The organism is Mesorhizobium sp. B2-1-3 (assembly GCF_006442495.1).
GTDB lineage: Bacteria > Pseudomonadota > Alphaproteobacteria > Rhizobiales > Rhizobiaceae > Mesorhizobium.
Window position 1 is genome coordinate 97,112 of record NZ_VFWL01000005.1, and the last position, 21,813, is coordinate 118,924.

Genomic DNA, 21,813 nt, shown 5'->3' on the forward strand with positions numbered 1-21,813 from the left:
CCATTTTGAATATTCAAACAATCCTAACCCTCACGCCCCTTCGCCACCCTGGTCAAAAGCCGCTGGTAAAACAGGCCGATGCCAATCAGCACGGCGCCAAGGCCGATGAAGGACAGCGCGCGAAGCACACCCTCCAGCTCCGACATGTCGAAGAGGAACACCTTCAGTACGGCGACCGCAATCAATGCGGCCGAGGCGATGCGCAGCACCTGCGATTTCAGCCAGACGCCGGCGGTCAGCAGCGCCACGCCGATGATCAGCCAGAGTGCCGAATAGGTGTAGGTTTCCAACTGGCCAAGGCCGCTCCACAAGCCGATGAACTCACCCTTGAACAGGCGCCGCACCGACAACGTGGCATAGGCGAAGGCAAGCAGGGCCGCCACCAGCGCCAGCATGGCGGCATACCATTTCGGCCGCTTGTTGCGGGCATAGAGCGCAAGCCCTCCGGCCGCGACCGCCGGCAGCAGATAGGCGAGGAACAACAGGTTGAAGACCGGGATCTGCCCGGTCGACTCGTCGGTGAAAAGCGGGTTCAGCACCAGGAAATGCTGCACGACGATGAAGGCGACCGAGATCACGCCCGCCGCCATGGACCCGTAGCGCAGCACGGAACTTGGCGAGCGCCTGTCGATGGCCACGAGTATGGCGCCGGCGCCGATCGCGATCAGCGTGTAGATGGCCTGTTCGGCAAGTGTGGGCGCATCGCTGTTGAGGACACCGCCATGCATGGCGTGGCGCACCAGCATGGCAAGCGTCAGCAGTGCAAACAGCGCCGCCGAAGCTTCCATGGCCAGGCGCGGCCGGCCGTCGGTGGTGCGGGCCAGTTGCCAGGCGGCGAAAGCGAAGGCGAGCGCCGGCACGCCATAGCCCGGCAGCAGCCAGTTGAAAACCGGGGTCGTCGACAGGAACTCGGGGCCAACGACGGTCGGATCGAAGATGACACGTCCAAGCACCGCCGCGACCGCGCCGACCGAAATCCAGCCGAGCACCGGATAGGAACGCCAGCGCGTGGCCAGCGCCGGCACGATTGCGGCCGCACCAAGCAGGATGGTTGTCCAGCCGGAACTGAAGGCCATATGCAGCATCAGCAGGCCTGCGAGCGCGGCTCCGCCGAGCGCGAAGAATACGGCCGCCCTGCCCTGCAACGGCGGTTGCTCGCCGCGCGCGATCCACTCGCCGCCGGCAGCGAAAACCACGACCAGCAGCGCCGCCACGGCGGCGTAGGCAAGATCGCGGTCGAGATTGCCGAACGTGAACCAGAGTGCCAGCAGGACGACCAACGGCACGATGACGCCCCACGCCGCCCATGACGCAGCGCGGAAGTGGGTCGCAGCGGCAAATTTGCGGGCGGCCCAGAAACCGGCGCCGATGAAGACAAGGCCAAGCGCAACACCGATGCGCAAGGTCAGTGCGTTCGATGTCGCCAGGGGCACGGCATCGATGCCCAAGACGTCGCCTGAAAAATCAGAAGCGATCGAAGTCGGCGGGATGATCCCGAGATAGATCAGCACCGTCACCAGTCCCGCCGCATAGAGCAGTGGCAGCGCCGGGGGGCGGTAGAGCGCGACGGCCACCATCGCGGCGAGCACGACGGCTCCCGGCAAGGCATCGCCGGCAGCGACGAAGGCCGGATCGACCGAAAGGCCCAGCGCCGAGAGGGCAACAAACAGGCCCGGCGCGACGGACGGCCAGTCGAAAGCCGTGGCTGATCCGCCTTCGTCGCTGCGGCGGCCGAGCCAGACGAAGGCGAGCACGGCCAGCGTGACGGTGTTCACGAACAGGATCACGGATAAATTCGCGCCCGGCGCATCGGTCATATAGAGGATCGTCCAGATGCCGGTACCGACAAAGGCCGCCGTCATCAGCAACTTCCAATCGCGCATGCGGGCAATGACGCCGCTGGCGGCAAGCACGATCGCCAGATAGCCGAACAGGGCCCAGGGATTGGGCGCCTGAGAGGCAATCAGCATCGGCGTCACCATGGCGCCGACGAGGCCGATACCAGCCAGCGCCTGGCCGTGGACAAGGGCGGCGGCAATCGTCGCTATGCCGATGGCGCCGAGCAGCGTGAAGGCGAGCGCCGGCCCGATAAATCCGTAGATGCCATGTGCGGCATAGACGGCGCCGAACAGGATGAAGGCGCCCGCCGCAGTCAGGATCGCCGGGATGTAGGCGCCTGCGGCGCCTTGCACGGGCACCCTGAAGCCGGTGCGGCGAATGAATTCGCCGGCTGCAATCAGCACAAGGCCGAGCAGCCCGGCCATGGTCAGCCGCACACCGGGGCCGAAAATTCCGGCTTCGATCGTGTAGCGGATGAGAAACAGGCCGCCCAGCGCCAGTGCCAAACCGCCGACCCAGACCGCCCAGCGGGTGCCGAGCGCCGTTTCGATATCGGGTTTGCCGGGCGCTTTCACCGCTGCGACAGGCTCGGATTCTGCTGCCTTGGGCGCCGCCTCGCCTGGTGTCCATGGTCCCGGCTTGACCTCGTCCGTCGCGGCGTCGGTTTCCAGAGCCGGCAGCGCCTGCCCGGTGGCTGCCTCGCTGGCCGTTGGCGAAACGACCACGGCCGCAGCAACAACGGCTTCGGCCGGCTGGCCCTCGGTCGCCGCCGGTTCGGACTGCTTGGCGAGAGGCGGCACGGCGCCGGAAAGGACGAGGCTCCGCAGTGCGCCTAGCTCACGCTCGATCAGTCCGATGCGGCTCTGCTGGCGCGAAATGATGACGAACAGCGCGATGATGGCGACAAGGCCGATCAGGCTTTCAAACATGGCGGCTCCCCCAAACCAGACCAGTTGCTACTGACAATCAAATGTGGCCTGCAAACGACCAGCCAACGGCCGTCGGATCGGCGGCTGGAAAGATCGAGCATGTTTCGGCGTCGAAAGCCAGCGGCTTGCGCCCATTGGCCCTCGGCATCGCTTGCGAATGGCCGGTTTCCGGAACATTGCCTGCCAAACCCGCAGCCGATGGCCTATGATACCTTGGCCGCAAAGGGTTCTCCAAGCGACGTCATGGGAATACGTATGCCGCAACGAAGCGCAGGACTGCTGATCTACCGGCGAAACGCCGGGGCCCTCCAGTTCCTGCTCGTCCATCCGGGTGGACCGTTCTGGGCAAGAAAAGACGAGGGGGCATGGTCTATCCCCAAAGGGCTCGTCGACGAAGGCGAGGACGAGTTGAAAGCCGCCCGACGTGAGGCGGAAGAAGAACTCGGCGTCGCCATCAACGGCGACTTTCAGCCTGTCGGCAGTTATCGGCAGCCTGGCGGCAAGATCGTGAGTGCGTGGAGCGTCGAGGCCGATGTCGACACCGATGCCATCAGAAGCAACATGTTCACCATGGAGTGGCCGCCAAGGTCGGGATCCATGAAGGCATTTCCCGAAGTTGACCGGGCCGGTTGGTTTTCAGAGTTGGAGGCCGGTCTCAAGATACTCAAAGGCCAGCGCGCGATCCTGGACGATTTCGTGGAACGGCAAAATGCCGGATAACATCCGCTGTTATCACCGCTCGCCCAGTGCGCCTTAGGACGATTCCTATCGTGCCGCCAGATTGGAGGCCGGGAAGATCGAGCATGTCTCGGTGCCGAAAGCCAGCAGCTTGCCGCCGGCGTCCTTCAGCGTCGCTTCCGAAACGGCCAGCGTGCGGCCCTTGTGAATGACCTTGCCCTCACAGACCACCTCTCCGGTCCTGGGCGTGATCGGCCGCGTCAGGTTCACCTTGAATTCCGCCGTCGTATAGGCCTCGCCTTTTGCGAGCAGCGTCTGCACGGCGCAGGCAAGCGCCGAATCGAGCAGTGTCGCCGCCCAGCCGCCATGCACGCCCCCCAACGGGTTCAGGTGGCGCTCGTTCGGCACACCCCGAAACACGGCACGGCCTTCCGAGACTTCGGTCAGCGCGAAGCTGAGCTGGAAGGAAATCGGCGGCGCCGGATATTTGCCATCGATGATGCGCTGCAAAAGTTCCAGGCCGGTGTAGGCAAGCATGTCGGCATGCGGAATGGTGCCGAGGCCGAGCGGCGAGACCCGGCCTGGATAAAGTTCCACTTCGCTCATGTGATGATTTCTCTCGCGGCGGTTTCTCCCGACAGGCCTTTTGTCGTGTGGTGCTTGCGCAGCGCGGCGAGGAAGCCGGAGCGCGCGTCCGGCTGCTCGATGCCGCGCGGCTCGTAGACGTGACGGGTGAAGAAGAAGCCGGTGAGCCGGAAGGCATCCTGGATCGCCGCCGGATCGGCGCGCAGGCCGGAGCCACGCAGGAAGGCCGGCAGCGCCAGCATCTTGTCGCGCCAAGGCGCGCCGGCTTCCCGCGACACCGCTCGGCCCGATTTCGGCGAGACATAGGCAAGATCCTGCCGCGTGCCGGTCGCGGCGCACTGGCTGAGATCGAGACCGAAACCCAGTTCGTCGAGGATCAGGAGCTCGAAACGGGCCACCAGTTCGCCGGCCGCATCGACGTCATCGAGATGCACGATCATCACCGACAGCGCCTCGTAGAGGCCGCCATGGGCGTCGCGCTCGGGCAACAGGCGCAGATGCGCGGCCATGGTCTGCAGGCCATACACGGCGACCGCACTCTCCATCAACCTGGCCGCATTCATCTCGATCGCTTCGGCCTGGAACGTGCCGAGGTGCTCATCAAGGCGCGCCCGCCAAAGCAGGTCGACACGGTTGCCGGGCTGGAGAACAGGCTGCTGCTTGCGCGAGCGCCCGCCACGCACGAGGCCGAGATGGCGGCCATGCGCACGCGTCATCACCTCGAGGATGGCGCTGGTTTCGCCATGCTTGCGGGTGCCGAGAATGATTCCCTCGTCGCGCCATTCCATGCCTGGAGCATTTCACCGATCGGGTGGCGAAATCAAGGTACGGGCTTGGTGCCTGGGCTGGCTCTCGCAAGGGTGCATAAAAAGCCGCCCGCAGCACAGCTGCGGGCGGGTCTGGTGGGGTCAGTCGATCCGTTAGAACGAGCGCTGGAAGCGGAGGATGCCGCCGACGCTGCTCTTCTTGTCGGCCTTGGTCCAGTTGTTGAAGTCGGCGTCGTCGAATTTTCCTGCATTGAGGTAATCGACTTCAGCCGTGATCGTGTAACCGGGCACAATCGTGTATGCGACGTTGGCAGCGACGCCGAGGTTCTTCCAGTCGTCATAGGAGATCTGGGCGTTGAACGAGGTCTTGTCGTTGAACTTGTAGGTGCCGCCACCCCAGATCGCCCAGTTTCCGCCCCACGGCTTGTATTGGGTGCGGCCCGTGCCGAAGTCGTTGATGTTGTCGTTGGTGCCGTAGCCGCCCATGACGAACAGCGTCAGTTCCTTGCCGACATTGACGTCCAAGCGAACCTTGCCGGCCACTTCCTCGTAATTGCTGTCATAGGCGACGACGCCGGTGACCGCACCCCAGTCGCCCTTGTACTTCAAGCCGCCGACGACATGCGGAACATAGCTGTCGATCGTGTTGACGCCGGTACCTTCTTCGAGCGAGACCACGGCCGAGAAGCCGCTGCCAGCGTCGAAATAGTACTGCACGACGTTGGTATCCTTGATACCGTACGGGATGATCGTGTCCTGGATGACGTTGCCGGCATAGCCGATAAACGAATCGTATGCCGTTTCATCCTTACCGACGCGCAGGCCGCCGAGCTGAATCCAGGCGAAGTTGAGGGTCGTCGCCTTGTTGCCGGCCTGCCAGCCAGTGCCGCCGGTCTCATAGTCGCCGCTGCTGTTGCCAAATTGAAAGCGAGTCTCGGTGTAGGTCTTCAACGTACCGAGCTCGGTTTCCTGGCCGGTCCAGGTCTTCAGCGCGAAGCGCATGTTCTTGTAGTAGGTGTCGTGGCTATCGCCGTCCATGTGATCGGCAACGTTGTTGACGCCATCCAGCGTGCCGCTGTCCCCGACGCCTATGTCATAGCGGAGATAGCCGCCGATGCGCAGGCAGGTCTCGGTGCCGGGGATATAGAAGTAGCCGGCGCCGTAGACGTCGCAGATCCTGACGTATTCAGCGGGTTCCGGCTCGGCGACGACGACAGCGTCGGCGGCGCGAGCGCCGGAGACCGCGATCAGTGCCGCGGCTGAGCCGAGAAGAAGGCTCTTGATGTTCATTTTCTGACCTCTCCAGTCAAAGTTAAAAATGGCTTCGGATTTTGGTTGGCGGATATATTTTCCCGCCTCACCACAACGAAAAAGGCCCGCACCGCGTCCCCTTTTCGCGGCGAACATACCCATCAATCTTCCGCCTTCAATGACAATTCCACAAACATTCGGGATTGATGACGTAGATTAAATCTGTGTTGCAGAAATAGCACTGGCGAATTCACTTCAAACCACGGCACCGCACAAGTGGAACATTGTCATATTTCCGTAATAATTCCCTGTATGTTCCAATTTTATGATGATATTCTACGAACACCAATTGTTTGAGAAACTTCGCGTAAATAAACCCACTTCCATGGTCGTTTCTACCTAGCCATTCCCCAGCCACGTGAAACCGAAGCCGATCCCCTCGAAGGAGTCTTTTCAGCGGGTCACGGGCACGCCGGGACGGACCACAGGCCATGATGGGAAGATCAATCCGACGTCGGCGGACTCGTCTGCAAGAATCCGCGCTGGCCAACTGAGAAGTCGACCCAACGGAACCTCGGCGTCCCTGGTCGATAGCCACCAGCCAACGGTTTGGGTCATTATTACCGGCGCTTGTGGTCGGCCAGCACCGCGTCGATCACGCGCCAGGATTGTTCGATCTCGGCCGAGTTGATGTCTATCTCGCCGGCGGCGGTGATCAGCGCCTTCCACAGTGCCTAGCCGCGGCCGCGCGCCCAGGTCGCGTCGTCGACGCCGAGGCCAGCGCGGAACGCCCCCCTGCTCTTTCCCTCGAACAATGTCCAGGCAATCGCCAGATCGCATGAGGGCTCGCCGACGCCGGAGGTGCCGAAGTCAATCACCGCGCTTAGCCTGCCGTGTTCAACCAGAAGATTGCCCCAGCTGACATCGCCGTGGAACCAGACGGGCGGGCCTTGCCAAGGGGCGGCAAGAGCCGTTTCCCAGACAGCGCTTGCCGCGCCGGCGTCGATACGGGTGTCGAGCGCCGTGATCGCTTGTCTCGTCTCCCCGTCATAGACGTTCAGCGGCCCGCCGCGAAAGAAATTGTGTTGGCCCGGCCCCGGTCCGCCAGCCGGGTCGATCCGCTTCAGCGCAACCAGAAAGCCGGCCAGGTCCGCCGCGAATTCCGACAGGTTGGCGATACGCTCGCGCTTTGCAGTCTCACCTTCGATCCACCTGTAGACGGACCAATGCCACGGATAGCCTTCGGCCGGGGCTCCCATCGCCAGCGGTATGGGGATGGGCAGCGGCAACAGCGGCGCCAGCCTCGGCAGCCAGCGATGTTCCTTCTCCACTTGCAGGGAATAGGCGGCGGCACTGGGCAACCGAACGGTCATCTCGTCGCCGAGACGAAAGCTTCTGTTGTCCCATCCGCCAGGTTCAATCGGCCGAACCGCAAGATCCCTCCAGCGAGGAAACTGCGCCGCGATCAACCGGCTGACCAAAGCTGCGTCGATATTCGACTTGCTATCCATCCATCCTAGTGCGGAAACTCGAGCCCCATCTCACGGTAGCGTTCGGGATCGTCGCCCCAGTTCTCGCGCACCTTGACGAACAGGAACAGATGCACCTTTTGCTCGAGGATGCCGGCGATTTCCATACGCGCCGCCTGGCCGATGGCACGGATGGTCTCGCCCTTGTGGCCGAGCACGATCTTCTTCTGGCTGTCGCGTTCGACATAGATGACCTGCTCGATGCGCACCGAGCCGTCCTTCTTCTCTTCCCATTTCTCGGTTTCGATGTGCGAGGAATAGGGCAGTTCCTGATGCAGCCTGAGATAGAGCTTCTCGCGAGTGATCTCGGCGGCGAGCTGGCGCATCGGCAGATCGGAGATCTGGTCTTCCGGATAATACCAGGGCCCCACCGGGAGCGCCTCGGCAAGGTAATCGAGGAGGTCCTTGCAGCCCGAGCCGGTCAGCGCCGAAACCATGAAGGTGCGCTTGAACGGCACTCTTTCGTTCGCTGCTGCCGCCAGCGCCAACAACGCCTCCGGCTTGACGCGGTCGACCTTGTTGAGGATCAGCGCCATCGGCTGGCGCACATCCTTCAGGCGTTCGAGAATGGCGTCGGCATCACCTCTAATGCCACGCTCGGCATCGATCAGGAGCAGCACGATATCGGCATCCTTGGCGCCGCCCCAGGCTGTCGTCACCATTGCCGTGTCGAGACGCCGCTTCGGCTTGAAGATGCCCGGCGTATCGACGAAGACGATCTGCGCGTTGTCGTGCGTGGCGATGCCTCTGACGATGGCACGCGTCGTCTGCACCTTGTGGGTGACGATTGACACCTTGGCGCCGACAAGCTGGTTGACCAGCGTCGACTTGCCGGCATTGGGCGCACCGATCAGCGCTACGAAGCCGGAATGCGTAACGGCCGCAGGCGCGGCCGGAACCGTGTCTTCCGTGGCTGTCATGCCGCGTCTCCCTGATCGATCCAGACACCTTCACGAATGAGAAGGGCGGCGGCGGCGGCCTGCTCGGCCTCGCGTTTGGAGCGGCCGCTGCCGACAGCCGGCTGAAACCCACCAACCATGACACTGACGGTGAACAGCGGATCGTGATCCGGCCCCTCGCGGCTATCGATGCGGTAGACGGGCACGGCGCTTGCCGCCTGATGCGCCCATTCCTGCAACTCGGTCTTGGCGTCGCGTCGGCCGGCACCCGACGCCTGCGAGCGCGGCTGCCAATATTTGTGGATGAAAGCGCGCGCCGCTTCCAGCCCTCCGTCGAGGTAGAGCACGGCGATCAGTGATTCCAGCGCGTCGGCGCGCAGATTGACGCGCTTGCGTCCCTTGAGCCCTTGAACGTCGGATCCGGCGCGGATCAGCTCCGGCAGACCAATATGTTCGGCGATCTCCGACAGCGCCTCGGCATTGACCAGCGCGTTGAACCGCAGCGACAATTCGCCTTCCGCCGCATCGGGAAACGCGGCCAGCAGCATATCGGCCACCACGAGGCCGAGAACCCGGTCGCCCAGGAACTCAAAGCGCTCATAGTCGGTGCCGGCATTGGCGCCGCGGGCGCTGGCATGGGTCAAGGCACGCTGCAGGCGCCGGCGGTCGGCAAAGGCATGGCCCGTGCGCTCCACCAGCGCTTCGGCGAGCGCGTCGGCGGTCAGCCGTCTTGTCGCCGCCATGACCCTAATTAACGAAGTGGAAGAGGCGCGAAGCACGCATAAGCGACGGCCACTTCCAGATTTCGAGCGGGCTCGCCTTGCCGGCGATCGAGAAGAAAACAAGGTTGGCCCGGCCAACCAGGTTTTCGGCCGGAACGTAGCCGACGGAGAATCGGCTGTCGGCGGAGTTGTCCCTGTTGTCGCCCATCATGAAATAGTGACCGGGCGGAACATCGAACTCGCGCGTGTTGTCGCCGATCGAGTTCGGCGACAGATCCAGCGTATCGTAGCTGACGCCGTTGGGCAGCGTCTCGCGATAGACGTCGATCGGATAATCCTTTTCGGTGATGTCGGGATTGTCGATCTGTCCGGTCTTCACGCGCGGCACGCCGACGCCGTTGATGAACAGCTGGCCGTCCTTCACCTGGATCTTGTCGCCAGGCAGGCCCACCACACGTTTGATATAGTCGACGGACGGGTCTGGCGGGAACTTGAACACAGCCACATCGCCGCGCTTCGGCTCGGAGCCCCAGATGCGGCCCGAGAAGATGTCCGGGCCGAAGGGCAGCGAATAACGGGAATAGCCGTAGGACCATTTGGTGACGAAGAGATAGTCGCCCTCGAGCAGCGTCGGCCGCATCGAACCCGACGGGATGGAAAAGGGTTGGAACAAGAGCGTGCGAATGACCAAGGCAAGCAAGAGCGCCTGGACGATGACGCTGACGGTTTCGCCAAGCCCGCCGGATTTCTTCTGGGGTTTTTCAGCCACGCTCATGTCGTCCTCGATTGTGCGTTGGATGGTATAGAGTCTCGGCGCGCGCTGGGCAACGTCATGCCGGTGGTCAGATGCAATCAATGTGGCGCTTGTTCGACGGGCAACGCTTCGATGATCACAAAGGCTTGAGCAAGCGGAAAATCATCCGTGATGGTGAGATGGATCATCGCCCGATGGCCCTTTGGCAGAATCGCGTTCAGCCGCGCCTCGGCGCCACCGGTCAGTGCCATGGTGGGCGCGCCGCTCGGAAGATTGACGACACCCATGTCGCGCCAGAACACGCCCTGCGCCAGGCCGGTGCCCAGTGCCTTGGCGCAGGCCTCCTTGGCTGCGAAGCGCTTGGCGTAGGAGGCCGCCCGCGCCCGACGGTTTTCGGAGCGGGCTTGCTCGACTTCGGTGTAGATTCTCTGGATAAAGCGCTGGCCATGGCGCTCCAAGGACTTTTCAATGCGTCTGATATCGATCAGATCGCTGCCGATGCCGATGATCATCGCGCGGTGGAACCGATGCTTGCGTTTGGGTGAGACGATTGCTCATGGCGGGCCGCGCGCTCTGCCAGCCGTTTGCGCCGCTGCTCGCGAAAGGCGTTCATGCCCCAGCGCGTGATGGCGTAGAACAGAACCCCAAAGGCCAGTCCAAGCGGTATCGCACCGATCAGCATCGGCTTCAGCACCGGGGCCCACAATTGCGCGAAGGAAAGGTTGTGCAGCATCTCGCCCAGATGTGCTGGCGGGCCGTGCGCCGGCAGGCGGCTGTGCAGGATCAGCTTGCCGGTCTCCCAGGAGGCGCCCCACAGCAGCGGGAACGTCAGAGGATTGCCGAAGAATACGGCGCCAAGTGCGGCCGCCACCAGATTGCCGGCTATGAGCCAGCACAGCACCGCGGCAATGGCGAAATGGAAACCCACCGGAAAGAACGAAGCAAAGACGCCAGCGGCGACGCCGGCCGCCACCGCATGCGGCGTGGCCTTCAGCCGCAGGATGCGCTTGGAGAAGTACTGCAGCGAGCGCGAAAACGACCGGCGCGGCCATAGATAGGTACGCACCCGCTCCAAGAGGCCATCAGGCTCGCGGCGTCGAAAAAGCACTCTATTCCAATTCCTGATCTACCAATACCCGCCGTCCTGCCACCCCAAGCCAGGTCACAGCAACTTATCTTGCGCTTCCGGGGCGCAGAAAGGCAACAACGACTTTGATATAGCGACAGGCTGCCTTCGGAACAACGAAACGCTGCCGCGATGGTCTGCCGCAGGGGGTAACAAGATCGCCATTGAGGCGAAACTGAGGAAAAGAAGGACGGCCGGCATGGCCACCATTCGACCAGCGCGCGACGACGAGGCGAAAGAGTTGCCCGATATCGGGCAATCCGCCGGGCTGGCGTTTCGTTCCATACCGGACCTCGCCTGGATCGCCGAAGACGGCAATATGAGCGTCGAGCGGCACCGCGCGCTGATCACGGAGGGCACATGCTGGGTCGCCACGGACAAGCGCGACCGCGCCATCGCCTTCTTGAGCGCCAGCGTTGAGGACGATGCATTGCATATCCTGGAATTCGACGTTCGTTTTGAGTGGCAAGGCTCGGGCATCGGCCGAGCCCTGCTGGAGACCGTCATCGAGGAGTCCAGGCGGCGCGGCCTTGCAACGATCACGCTGACGACATTTCGCGATGTTGCTTGGAACGTGCCGTTCTACCGAAAGTTCGGATTCCGCGTCCTGGAGGATGCGCGGATCGATGCGCGGCTCGCCGGGTGGCTGAGACAGGAAGCCGCGCACGGCATGCCGGTGAGCCGGCGCTGCGCAATGCTGCTCGATCTCGCGCGGATTTAACGGCGGCTATTCCAGATATTCACTGACCTCGATCAGATTGTCGTCGGGATCGCGGAAATAGACAGACATCATGCGGCCGCGTGCGCCGATCCGCTCTACTGGTCCAAGTTCCACCGCCACACGATCGGCTTCGAGACTGGCGAGGAGTTCGCCGAGCGGCCGATCGGTGATCAGGCAGAAATCACCGGATCCGGGCGTCGGCGACTTCGCCTTCGGCTCGAAGGTGCGGCCGACCTCGTGGACATTGATCTTTTGGTTGCCGAAAGCCAGCGCTGTCGGCAGGCCCGGCATATCGATGCGCCGAAAGCCCAGAACGCGCTGATAAAAGGCGCAGGTGGCCTCGATCGACGCCACTGTCAGCACGAAATGATCGATACTGACGATCATCCCGCCCCTCTCAGATATTGCGGCTGCCCGGCTTGATCGCCGGTATGGCGGCAAGTTCCGGCGGCAGCCGATCGGCCGGATAGGCCGGCACCTCGTACTCGGCGAGGGCGATCAGCGGCACGCCGACATCGGTCTTGCCGGCGGAGCGGTCGATGATGCAGGCCGCCGCCGTGACCTCGGCGCCAAGTTCGCGCAGGCAGTCGATGGTCTCGCGGATAGACAATCCAGTGGTGACGATGTCCTCGACAATGACGACACGCGCGCCGCGCGCGATCTCGAAGCGGCGCAGCCGGAACTCGCCCCCTTCCCGCTCGACCCAGATCGCCGGCACGCCAAGATGGCGCGAAGTCTCGTAGGCCGGGATCAGCCCGCCGATGGCCGGGCCGACGACATAGTCGATTTTGCCCGGCACGGCGGCGCGGATCTTTTCGGCCAGCGCCTTGCACAGCCGCTCGGTCTTATCGGCATGCATGAACACGCGCGCCTTCTGCAGGAACACCGGACTGCGCAGACCCGACGTCAGAATGAAATGCCCCTCCAGGACAGCACCAGCCTGGCGAAAAATATCCAGCACTTCGTCCGTATTCATCCGTCTATCCCCATGTAGATCAGTCACGTTAGCCATTGACACGCCGTGCATCGCTAACGCTCGAATTGTCCTTGAGCTGCGACAGCAGCCGGTTGAGATGCTTCAGATCCCAGACTTCGAGATCGATCAGCATTTCGGTGAAATCGGGCGCGGTGCGCACCATTGACAGCGTATGGATGTTGGCATCGTTCGAGGCAACGACCTGAGCGATGTCGGCGAGCGATCCCGGTGCATTGATGGCGGTGACGGAAACACGAGCGGGAAAGCGTTCCTTGGTGCGCTCGTCGATGTCCCAGCGCACGTCAATCCAGCGCTCGGGCTGGTCGTCGAAAGCCTGCAGCGCTGGCGACTGGATCGGATAGATGGTAATGCCGGTGCCCGGCTGCACGATGCCGACGATGCGGTCGCCAGGCACCGCTCCTTCCGGCGCGAAACGCACCGGCAGGTCACCGCGCACGCCACGGATCGGCACCGCGCCGTCGCGCGGCTGGTCCTTGTCCTTGCGCGCGGCACGGCCCGGGATCTGGAACAGCATGCCGGCGGCGTTGCGGATCTTCGACCAGCCTTCCTCGCGCTGCTTGGGCGCCGCCGGCGTGACGCGCTCGTCCTTGTAATCTGGGAAGACGGCTTTCATGACGTCGGTGGACGCCAATTCGCCGCGGCCGACGGACGCCAGCACGTCCTCGATGTCCTTGCGCGCCAGCCGGTGCAGGACGGGCTTCAGGTTTTCCTTGGTAAAATTCTTGCCGGCCCGCTCGAAAGCCCGTTCGAGAATGCGCGCGCCGAGACCCGAATACTGCTTGCGGATGGCGTTCTTGGTGGCGCGGCGAATGGCGGCGCGCGCCTTGCCAGTGACGACGACGGATTCCCACGCGGCCGGCGGCACCTGCGCCTTGGAGCGGATGATCTCCACCTCGTCGCCATTCTTCAGCTCCGTCATCAGCGGCATGATGCGGCCGTTGACCTTGGCGCCGACGCAGGTGTCGCCGACATCGGTGTGAACCGCATAGGCGAAGTCGATCGGCGTGGCACCTTTCGGCAGCGCGATCAGCATGCCCTTGGGGGTGAAGCAGAACACCTGATCCTGGAACAGTTCCAGCTTGGTGTTCTCGAGAAAATCCTCGGGATTGTCGCCCTCGGCGAGTTGTTCGATCGTGCGCCTCAGCCAGGCATAGGCATTGGTTTCCTTCGAGATCGAATGGGCCGTGCCGTTCGCCTTGCCGCCGGTATCCTTGTAGATCGAATGGGCGGCGACGCCATATTCGGCGATCTTGTTCATCTCGCGGGTGCGGATCTGAAGCTCGACGCGCTGACGCGACGGCCCGACGATGGTGGTGTGGATCGAGCGGTAATCGTTCTGCTTCGGTGTTGAGATGTAGTCCTTGAAACGGCCGGGCACCATCGACCAGGCGGTGTGGATGGCGCCAAGCGCGCGATAGCAGTCCTCGACATTGTCGACGACGACGCGAAAGCCGAAAATGTCGGACAATTGCTCGAAGGAGAGCGCCTTGGCCTCCATCTTGCGGAACACCGACCACGGCTTCTTCTGCCGGCTTTTGACGCCTGCATTGATCGCATGCTTCTCGAACAGAGCCGACAGCGCTTTCTCGATCTCGGACAGCACGCCCTTGTTGCGCTCGAAAATCTCGGCGAGCCTGGCGGTGACGGCGCGATAGGCTTCCGGATTGATGTAGCGGAAGGCGATCTCCTCCAGCTCCTCGCGCATGCCTTGCATGCCCATGCGCCCGGCCAGTGGCGCATAGATATCCATCGTCTCCTCGGCGATGCGCAGGCGCTTGGCTTCCGGCACATGGTCGAGGGTGCGCATATTGTGCAAGCGGTCGGCGAGCTTGACCAGAAGCACGCGCACGTCTTCCGAGATCGCCAGCAGAAGCTTGCGCAGGTTCTCGGCCTGCTCGGCCTTCTTGGAGACGAGGTCGAGCTTCTTCAGCTTGGTCAGACCCTCGACCAGCTTGCCCATTTCGGGCCCGAACAGTTCGTCGATCTCGGCCCTGGTCGCCGTGGTGTCCTCGATCGTGTCATGCAGCAGGGCGACGGCGATCGTCGCCTCGTCCATGTGCATTTCGGTGAGGATGGCGGCGACTTCGAGCGGATGCGAGAAATAGGGGTCGCCGGAAGCGCGCTTCTGGTGGCCATGCTTCTGCATGGCATAGACATAGGCCTTGTTGAGCAACGCCTCGTTGACGTCAGGCTTGTAGCGCTGGACGCGCTCGACAAGCTCATACTGACGCATCATGGGCGGAATCTCTCGGCGATGAAATGAATCATGCGCCGCACTGCTGCACGGCGCATGTCATAGATAGCCACGAAACTGCCGGGACGGAAGTGCCGGAAGATTGTTCCAGGCGCCTCCGCAAAGCAGTCTTAGTAGTCGTCGCTCTTTTCCGGCGGCACCAGGCCTTCGATGCCGGCCAGCAGGTCTTCCTCGGTCATGCGATCGAAGGCGATGTTGTCCTCGGCATCATCGGTATCGGCGGCCGTGACGGCGGCGCCGGTCTGATCGGCGATCGCCTCGCCATCGGCTTCGGGCTCGTCGACCTCGACATGCTTCTGCAGCGAATGGATCAGGTCTTCCTTGAGGTCGTCCGGCGACAACGTCTCATCGGCGATCTCGCGCAGTGCGATGACCGGGTTCTTGTCATTGTCGCGCGGGACGGTGATCTGCGCGCCCTGGCTGATCTGACGAGCACGGTGGCCGGCCAGAAGCACCAGTTCGAAGCGGTTGTCGACCTTGTCGATGCAGTCTTCAACGGTTACGCGGGCCATGGATTGCCCCTTTCATGCCTGGATTTAATGGAAAACAGGCGCGGTCAATAACCCGAACGCCGCGGAAATACAAGCATTATGGAATGCCGGGGCCGGAGAACGGACGATCTGTCATTGCTTTGTCGGATTTCCCCCGAAACCGGTTTCGGTCGAGCTCCGGTGCGCCCGGTACCAAGCCGGCGATCACAATTGCTTGCAGTGCGGCAACGAACCCTTGGATTGCCACAAAACTGGCGTTATTTCGAAAAGCGTAAGGTCAGCCGGTTTATTGCGAACCCTACTGATAGTCGCATTTCGTTTTGACGGCCGCTTATTTCGAAAAGGAATTTTTCCATGTTCGACCCCCGTGAAAAGATCGCCCTGTTCATCGACGGCGCCAATCTCTACGCCACGTCGCGCGCGCTCGGTTTCGACATCGATTATCGCAAGCTCCTGTCGAGCTTCCAGAAACGCGGTTACCTGCTGCGCGCCTACTATTACACCGCCCTGGTCGAGGATCAGGAATATTCCTCGATCCGGCCGCTGATCGACTGGCTCGACTATAACGGCTTCAAGGTCGTCACCAAACCGGCCAAGGAATTCACCGATTCGACCGGCCGCCGCAAGATCAAGGGCAACATGGACATCGAATTGACCGTCGATGCGCTGGAACTGGCCGATGTCGTCGACCACTATGTCATCTTCTCCGGGGACGGCGATTTCCGCACGCTGGTCGAGGCGCTGCAGCGGCGCGGGCGCAAGGTGTCGATCGTCTCGACCATGGCCTCGCAGCCGCCGATGATCTCCGACGATCTGCGTCGCCAGGCCGACCATTTCATCGACCTGATGACGTTGAAGAACGAGGTGGGCCGCGATCCCTCCGAAAGGCCGGTGCGCCGACCCGAACCGGCCGAGACGGAAGAGGACGAGTACTGAGGGCGGCTGCGTTGGCCGCACATCTGGCCGCCTCCCCGGAACCCGATCGCGATTGCCCGCTCTGTCCGCGGCTGCACGGTTTCATTGCCGAGTGGCGGCAACGCGAGCCATCGTGGTTCAACGCGCCGGTTCCGACCTTCCTGCCGCCCGAAGGCGACGATTCGGTCCGGCTGCTGATCGTCGGGCTTGCGCCCGGCCTGCGCGGAGCGAACCGCACGGGCCGGCCTTTCACGGGCGACTATGCCGGCGACCTGCTCTACGGCACGTTGATCGCGCACGGCTTGGCGCGCGGCGAGTTCAAGGCACGGCCTGACGATGGGTTGGAGCTCGTTGGAACGGCAATCACCAACGCCGTCCGCTGCGTGCCTCCCGAGAACAAGCCTGTGGGCGCCGAGATCGCCACCTGCCGGACTTTCCTTGTGCCGACGATCGCACGGTTTCCCAATTTGCGGGCCGTGCTGACACTTGGTTCGATCGCGCACCAGTCGACCGTGCGGGCACTGGGCCAGCGCGTCGCCGCCTATCCCTTCAAGCATGGCGGGCGGCAGGAGGCCGATGGCATTACGCTGTTTTCCAGCTATCACTGCTCGCGCTACAACACCAACACCGGCGTGCTGACCGAAGCGATGTTCGTCAGCGTTTTCAGGGAAATTGCGGCGTTCCTGGATTCGTAGGGTCTGGAATTGCCTTACAACGCCGGCGCGAACAACGCGGCCAGCGTCTCCTGACCGCCTTGCAGGACGTTCAGGTCGACGTCACCGACGATGCCCTCGACGCGGCCCCTGTTGTGGTACTGCCAGTAGACCCAATCGTCGCGACCCGGCTCGAGCAGCAGTGAGCGAAGCCAGAGCGGACGGGCGGCGATCTGTCCTGCATAGGCCGTTGCTGCATCGTCGGTCAGATAGATGATGGCTTTCTTGCCAAAGGCGGCTTCAACGGGACCGAGGAAGGCCTGGAGTTCGGTGTCGAGTTGTTCGGGCGAAGGACGCTGCGGGCAATTGCCGCCGAACTCGATGTCGACAACCGGCGGCAGCAAAGGCTGGTCGTGCGGCACCACGGCGATGAAATTCTTCGCCTGGTCGGCGCCCGGCCGGCAGAAGGTGAAAAAGTGATAGGCGCCGACAGCGAGCCCGGCAGCACGAGCCTCGCGCAGATTGGTAGCAAAGGCATCGTCGACATGATCGCCGCCCTCGGTCGCCTTGATGACCGCAAAGGCGATATCGGCGGCGGCAACGCGTCGCCAGTCGATCCGGCCCTGATGATGCGAAACGTCGATGCCCCTGACAGGATATTTGCCGCGATCCGGAGAAAACGCATGGAAATAGAAGAAGCCGCCAGCGACCATGAGCATTGCAAAAACCAGGCTGACCGATCCCCAGAGGATGATCCGGTTCTTCAAGACTGTCCCCTCCGGTATTCTGGCTCCTTGGCTAGAACCCTGAAAGCCAAACACTTATCCGCTTGGCTACCGCCTGATGGCTGTCACCCGCGCTCTTTCAAGAGCCTGCCCTTCTCACGCGACCAGTCGCGCTGCTTTTCCGTCTCGCGCTTGTCGTGCAGCTTCTTGCCGCGACCTACGGCGAGCAGCAGCTTGGCCCGGCCCTGGTCGTTGAAATAGATCTTCAGCGGCACCAGGGTCATGCCTTCGCGGTCGACGCTCTGCGACAGCCTGGCCATCTCGCGCTTGTTGAGCAGCAGTTTGCGGCGCCGGCGCGGCTCGTGGTTGAAGCGGTTGGCCTGCAGATATTCTGGTAGATAGGAGTTGATCAGCCAAATCTCGCCGCCCTCGACCGAGGCATAGCTGTCCTGGATGTTGGCCTGGCCCTGGCGCAGCGACTTGACCTCGGTGCCGGTCAGCACCAGGCCGGCCTCGATCGTGTCGAGCACCTCATAGGAAAACCGCGCCTTGCGGTTTTCCGCAACGGTCTTGTTGTTGGGATCGGCTTTTCTGACTTGATTCATAATGCGGAGAGGTGGCGCCTCATCCCTAATTTATCAAGCCGGCGTGCTTCATCGCCGCGTCGATCTTTTCGGCCGTCGATTGTTCGACCGTGACCAGCGGCGAGCGCAGCACGTTCTCGACCTTGCCGAGCTTTGAAAGCGCATATTTGGCGCCGGACACGCCGGGTTCGATAAAGATCGCCTTGTGCAGCGGCAGCAAGCGATCCTGCAATTCCAGCGCCTTGGCGCTGTCGCCGGACAGCGTCGCCTCCTGGAATTCGGCACAAAGCCGCGGCGCGACGTTGGCCGTCACCGAGATACAGCCGACACCGCCATGCGCGTTGAAGCCGAGCGCGGATGCATCTTCGCCGGAAAGCTGGATGAAATCCTTGCCGCAGGTCATACGCTGCTCGGAAACCCGTTCGACCTTGCCGGTCGCGTCCTTGACGCCGACGATATTCTTGAAGTCGTGCGCCAGCCGGCCCATCGTCTCCGGCATCATGTCGATGACCGAGCGCGGCGGGATGTTGTAGATGATGATCGGCAGCTTGGTTGCCCTGGCGACGGCGGCGAAGTGCTCATAGAGGCCGCGCTGCGTCGGCTTGTTGTAGTAGGGAGTGACGACAAGTGCAGCATCGGCGCCTGCCTGTTCGGCATATTGGACCAGGCCGATCGCTTCCGCGGTGTTGTTGGAGCCAGCGCCGGCGACGACCGGGGCGCGGCCCCTGGCCGCCTCGATGCAGACCTTGACCACCTGACGATGCTCGTCATGCGACAGCGTCGGCGACTCGCCGGTGGTGCCAACGGGAACAAGGCCTGTCGTGCCCTCCGCAAGTTGCCAGTCGACAAAGGCGCGAAAGGCTTTCTCGTCGAAACGCCCGCTCTTTTCGAACGGTGTCACGAGCGCGGTCAGCGAGCCTCTCAGCATGTTCGTCCAACTCCTTGGGACTTCTTGTTCACGCATATCGTTATCCCGAAACCGGTAGCCACTTCTGGGCGATATGCATGGGTGTTTTCGTCTCTGGTCTTAATGTCGCGCCTTCTAACCGAAAGCGAGGCGGCGCACCATAGTCTCGACATGGTTGCGCGGCAAGCATTGCCATGCTGCCAGCAAAGGCAATTCGAACGGCCTCGATAACCTTTTGTTAACTGGCCCTTCATGACCTAAGCTTACGGTCTGGTCCAGGTCGCGAAGCTTCCGCGCCTGCTGGTGATGTGTAAAGGCTGAACGATGCCGACTAGGCGGCCTCATCTTTTCGCGCTCCTGGGCGCGGTCGTCGCGCTGATGCCGGAGATGGCGATCGGCGGCAGCGTCGACGTGCAGTTGACATCGGCCATTCCGATACCCGGCATGCAAGGCTCGCAAGATGCGGGTCCACGCGATACGGCCCCCTCTCCCAGCATCGTGCAGTTGAAGAGCGGTCTGGACGCACTGGCGGCGGGCGACATTCCCGGTGCCCGCGCCGCACGCGATGCCCTTCCCGCCCGTTCGCTCGACCAGCACATCCTTGCCTGGGCAATCGCGCTTTATGGCGGCGACAAGGTGCCGAGCGGCGACATTGCGGCCGCAGCGAAAATGCTGCCCAACTGGCCGGGGACAACCGCGCTGCGCAAGAACAGCGAACGCGCACTCTATCGCGAGAACCCCGCCCCCGACATCGTTGTGCAAGCGTTCGACGGCAGCCAGCCGCAGACATTCGAAGGCGTGATGCTTCTTGCCCGCGCCTATGTGGCCCTGGGCAAGGCAGAGGCGGCGCGTTCGGTGCTGGTGCCGTTCTGGCGCACCGCGATCCTGGAGGCCAAGGACGAGACAGCGCTGATCAAGGAGTTCGGCGGGCTGATCCCGGCCACCGATCACCGATTCCGCATGGAGCGCATGTTCTACGCCGACCGGGTCGGCGCGGCGCAGCGCGTCGCCGGCCCGGCGCAAGCGCAGCAACTGGCCACCGCCTGGGCGGCGGCCGACAAGGGCGACAAGAACACCCCCAAGCTGCTCAAGGCGGTGCCGGCTTCACAGCGTTCGGCCGGCTATTTCTTCGCGAAAGCCGAATATCTGCGCAAGCAAGACAATATTGCCGACGCCGCCGCCATCGTGATGAAGGCGCCGACGGATCGCGAAGCGCTGGTCGACCCGGATGCCTGGTGGGTGGAGCGCCGGGTACTGTCGCGCGAGCTGGTCGACAAGGGTGACATGAAGGCTGCCTACAAGATCGTCGCCATGCATGCGGCCGAAAGCACCGCGAACGCCGCCGAAGCCGAATTCCATGCCGGCTGGTACGCTCTGCGCGGCCTGAACGATCCCAGGCTTGCGGCAACCCATTTCGCGCGCATCGCCGACCTTGCCCAGGGACCGATGACATTGTCGCGCGCCTATTACTGGCTCGGCCGCGCCGCCGAAGTTGGTGGCCCGGGTAACGCAAAGGATTATTTTGCGCGCGCGGCGGCCTACGGCACGACATTCTACGGCCAGCTCGCCGCCGAGCGCATTGGTCGCCCGGCGCTGAACATCGCCTATCCCACGCCGAGCGCCGCCGATCGCCAGAGTTTCGTCGGCCGCGAAGCCGTCGCCGCCATCAAGCGGTTGCAGGAGGCGGGCTACGACCGCTATGCCGAGACGCTCTATCGTGACCTTGCAGGACAGTTGACCAGCCCGGGCGAACTGGCGCTGCTGGCCGTGCTGGCGGAAAAGCAGGGCAACCACTTCATGTCGCTCAAGATCGGCAAGATCGCCGGCGCGCGTGGCATCGACGTCGGCGCGCTGTCGCATCCTTTGGGGGTCATCCCCGATAGCGCCGATATTTCCGGTTCGGGCAAGGCGCTGGCCTATGCCATCGCCCGCCAGGAAAGCGAATTCAACATCGCCGCCATATCGAGCGCCGGCGCGCGCGGGCTGCTGCAGCTGATGCCGGCAACCGCCAAGCAACTGGCGAAGAAGGCCGGGCTGCAATTCTCTCAGGCACGCCTGACCACCGATGCCGGCTACAATGCGACGCTGGGCTCAGCCTTCCTCGGCCAGCAGCTCGACCGCTTCAACGGCTCCTATGTGCTGACCTTCGCCGGCTACAATGCCGGCCCCAGCCGCGCTGCCCAATGGGTGGCGAAATACGGCGATCCGCGCGGCAAGGACATCGACGCTGTCGTCGACTGGATCGAACGGATTCCTTACACGGAAACAAGAAGTTACGTACAGCGCGTGATGGAGAACTACGAGGTCTACAAAATGCGCATTTCCGGCAAGTATGACATTGTGGGAGATCTTGTGAACGGGCGAAGTTGACGGCTTTCGTTTCCTTGCGAGAGGAGTTGGCCTCGCGCGGATCTACTCGCCTTGGCTGAGTGAAGGGCCTCGCCACCTTCGGCCCGCAAGAGGAGAAGTAACTGCTCCATTTGACCA

At 62.9% G+C, this 21,813-nt stretch carries 21 protein-coding genes and 1 pseudogene; 5 read left to right on the top strand and 17 right to left on the bottom strand.

Features of this window, described 5'->3' with window-relative positions; all coding sequences use genetic code 11:
- Positions 1–23 precede the first annotated feature (23 nt).
- Positions 24–2,768 (bottom strand): DUF2339 domain-containing protein, encoded by a 2,745-nt coding sequence (locus tag FJ973_RS11210; RefSeq protein WP_140555802.1) that lies wholly within the window; start codon positions 2,766–2,768, stop codon positions 24–26.
- A 255-nt stretch (positions 2,769–3,023) separates the two neighbouring features.
- Between FJ973_RS11210 and FJ973_RS11215 the strand changes: the two genes are divergently transcribed.
- Complete coding sequence (locus FJ973_RS11215) at positions 3,024–3,488, top strand: NUDIX domain-containing protein (protein WP_140555935.1); 465 nt, start codon at positions 3,024–3,026, stop codon at positions 3,486–3,488.
- Positions 3,489–3,533: 45 nt separating this feature from the next.
- Here the strand turns inward: FJ973_RS11215 and FJ973_RS11220 are convergent, their stop codons facing one another.
- From FJ973_RS11220 to FJ973_RS11260, 9 genes and pseudogenes are all read right to left on the bottom strand, one after another.
- On the bottom strand, positions 3,534–4,052 hold the full coding sequence (locus tag FJ973_RS11220; RefSeq protein WP_140555803.1) for a PaaI family thioesterase: 519 nt from the start codon (positions 4,050–4,052) through the stop codon (positions 3,534–3,536).
- The gene (gene recO, locus FJ973_RS11225; protein WP_140494585.1) at positions 4,049–4,819 is read right to left on the bottom strand and encodes a DNA repair protein RecO; all 771 of its coding nucleotides are present in this window, start codon (positions 4,817–4,819) and stop codon (positions 4,049–4,051) included. The genes FJ973_RS11220 and recO overlap by 4 nt, the downstream gene beginning before the upstream one ends.
- Positions 4,820–4,951: 132 nt before the next feature.
- Positions 4,952–6,088, bottom strand: coding sequence for a porin (locus FJ973_RS11230; RefSeq protein ID WP_140517808.1), 1,137 nt, complete (start codon positions 6,086–6,088; stop codon positions 4,952–4,954).
- 581 nt (positions 6,089–6,669) lie between these two features.
- Positions 6,670–7,560, bottom strand: a pseudogene (locus tag FJ973_RS11235) (aminoglycoside phosphotransferase family protein).
- A gap of 5 nt (positions 7,561–7,565) precedes the next feature.
- Positions 7,566–8,498 carry a GTPase Era gene (gene era, locus FJ973_RS11240; protein WP_140494591.1) on the bottom strand — a complete coding sequence of 311 codons (933 nt, stop codon included), beginning with the start codon at positions 8,496–8,498 and terminating at the stop codon, positions 7,566–7,568.
- Complete coding sequence (gene rnc / locus FJ973_RS11245; RefSeq protein WP_140555805.1) at positions 8,495–9,220, bottom strand: ribonuclease III; 726 nt, start codon at positions 9,218–9,220, stop codon at positions 8,495–8,497. The genes era and rnc overlap by 4 nt, the downstream gene beginning before the upstream one ends.
- A 4-nt stretch (positions 9,221–9,224) precedes the next feature.
- The gene (lepB, locus tag FJ973_RS11250; protein WP_140494595.1) at positions 9,225–9,974 is read right to left on the bottom strand and encodes a signal peptidase I; all 750 of its coding nucleotides are present in this window, start codon (positions 9,972–9,974) and stop codon (positions 9,225–9,227) included.
- 77 nt (positions 9,975–10,051) lie between these two features.
- Positions 10,052–10,465 carry a holo-ACP synthase gene (gene acpS / locus FJ973_RS11255; RefSeq protein ID WP_140494597.1) on the bottom strand — a complete coding sequence of 138 codons (414 nt, stop codon included), beginning with the start codon at positions 10,463–10,465 and terminating at the stop codon, positions 10,052–10,054.
- Entirely contained in the window at positions 10,462–11,061 is a 600-nt protein-coding gene (locus FJ973_RS11260) for a DUF2062 domain-containing protein (RefSeq protein ID WP_140494599.1), read from the bottom strand. Before FJ973_RS11260 ends, acpS begins: the two co-directional genes overlap by 4 nt.
- 217 nt (positions 11,062–11,278) lie before the next feature.
- On the opposite strand from FJ973_RS11260, the gene FJ973_RS11265 reads away from it, so the two are divergent.
- Positions 11,279–11,800 (top strand): GNAT family N-acetyltransferase, encoded by a 522-nt coding sequence (locus FJ973_RS11265; protein ID WP_140555807.1) that lies wholly within the window; start codon positions 11,279–11,281, stop codon positions 11,798–11,800.
- Between the two features lie 6 nt (positions 11,801–11,806).
- Here the strand turns inward: FJ973_RS11265 and FJ973_RS11270 are convergent, their stop codons facing one another.
- The 4 genes from FJ973_RS11270 to rpoZ all read right to left on the bottom strand — a co-directional run bounded on the left by FJ973_RS11270 (position 11,807) and on the right by rpoZ (position 15,563).
- Positions 11,807–12,187: a VOC family protein gene (locus FJ973_RS11270; protein WP_140517802.1), complete on the bottom strand. Its 381-nt coding sequence runs from the start codon at positions 12,185–12,187 to the stop codon at positions 11,807–11,809.
- Between the two features lie 10 nt (positions 12,188–12,197).
- Positions 12,198–12,776, bottom strand: coding sequence for an orotate phosphoribosyltransferase (pyrE, locus tag FJ973_RS11275; RefSeq protein WP_140517801.1), 579 nt, complete (start codon positions 12,774–12,776; stop codon positions 12,198–12,200).
- A 28-nt stretch (positions 12,777–12,804) separates the two neighbouring features.
- On the bottom strand, positions 12,805–15,033 hold the full coding sequence (locus tag FJ973_RS11280) for a bifunctional (p)ppGpp synthetase/guanosine-3',5'-bis(diphosphate) 3'-pyrophosphohydrolase (RefSeq protein WP_140517800.1): 2,229 nt from the start codon (positions 15,031–15,033) through the stop codon (positions 12,805–12,807).
- 128 nt (positions 15,034–15,161) lie between these two features.
- Entirely contained in the window at positions 15,162–15,563 is a 402-nt protein-coding gene (gene rpoZ, locus FJ973_RS11285) for a DNA-directed RNA polymerase subunit omega (protein ID WP_140494610.1), read from the bottom strand.
- 333 nt (positions 15,564–15,896) lie between these two features.
- On the opposite strand from rpoZ, the gene FJ973_RS11290 reads away from it, so the two are divergent.
- Positions 15,897–16,478 carry an NYN domain-containing protein gene (locus tag FJ973_RS11290; protein ID WP_140494612.1) on the top strand — a complete coding sequence of 194 codons (582 nt, stop codon included), beginning with the start codon at positions 15,897–15,899 and terminating at the stop codon, positions 16,476–16,478.
- Positions 16,479–16,489: 11 nt separating this feature from the next.
- Positions 16,490–17,152, top strand: coding sequence for a uracil-DNA glycosylase (locus tag FJ973_RS11295; protein WP_224519207.1), 663 nt, complete (start codon positions 16,490–16,492; stop codon positions 17,150–17,152).
- Positions 17,153–17,166: 14 nt separating this feature from the next.
- Here FJ973_RS11295 and FJ973_RS11300 read toward each other — a convergent pair whose 3' ends face one another.
- The 3 genes from FJ973_RS11300 to dapA all read right to left on the bottom strand — a co-directional run bounded on the left by FJ973_RS11300 (position 17,167) and on the right by dapA (position 19,347).
- Positions 17,167–17,877: a GH25 family lysozyme gene (locus tag FJ973_RS11300; RefSeq protein WP_140555809.1), complete on the bottom strand. Its 711-nt coding sequence runs from the start codon at positions 17,875–17,877 to the stop codon at positions 17,167–17,169.
- 83 nt (positions 17,878–17,960) lie between these two features.
- A complete protein-coding gene (gene smpB, locus FJ973_RS11305) occupies positions 17,961–18,440 on the bottom strand; it encodes an SsrA-binding protein SmpB (RefSeq protein ID WP_140494616.1) in 480 nt (159 codons plus the stop codon).
- A gap of 25 nt (positions 18,441–18,465) precedes the next feature.
- Entirely contained in the window at positions 18,466–19,347 is an 882-nt protein-coding gene (gene dapA, locus FJ973_RS11310; protein ID WP_140494617.1) for a 4-hydroxy-tetrahydrodipicolinate synthase, read from the bottom strand.
- 303 nt (positions 19,348–19,650) lie between these two features.
- On the opposite strand from dapA, the gene FJ973_RS11315 reads away from it, so the two are divergent.
- Positions 19,651–21,696, top strand: coding sequence for a lytic transglycosylase domain-containing protein (locus FJ973_RS11315; protein WP_140555811.1), 2,046 nt, complete (start codon positions 19,651–19,653; stop codon positions 21,694–21,696).
- Positions 21,697–21,813: the final 117 nt, after the last annotated feature.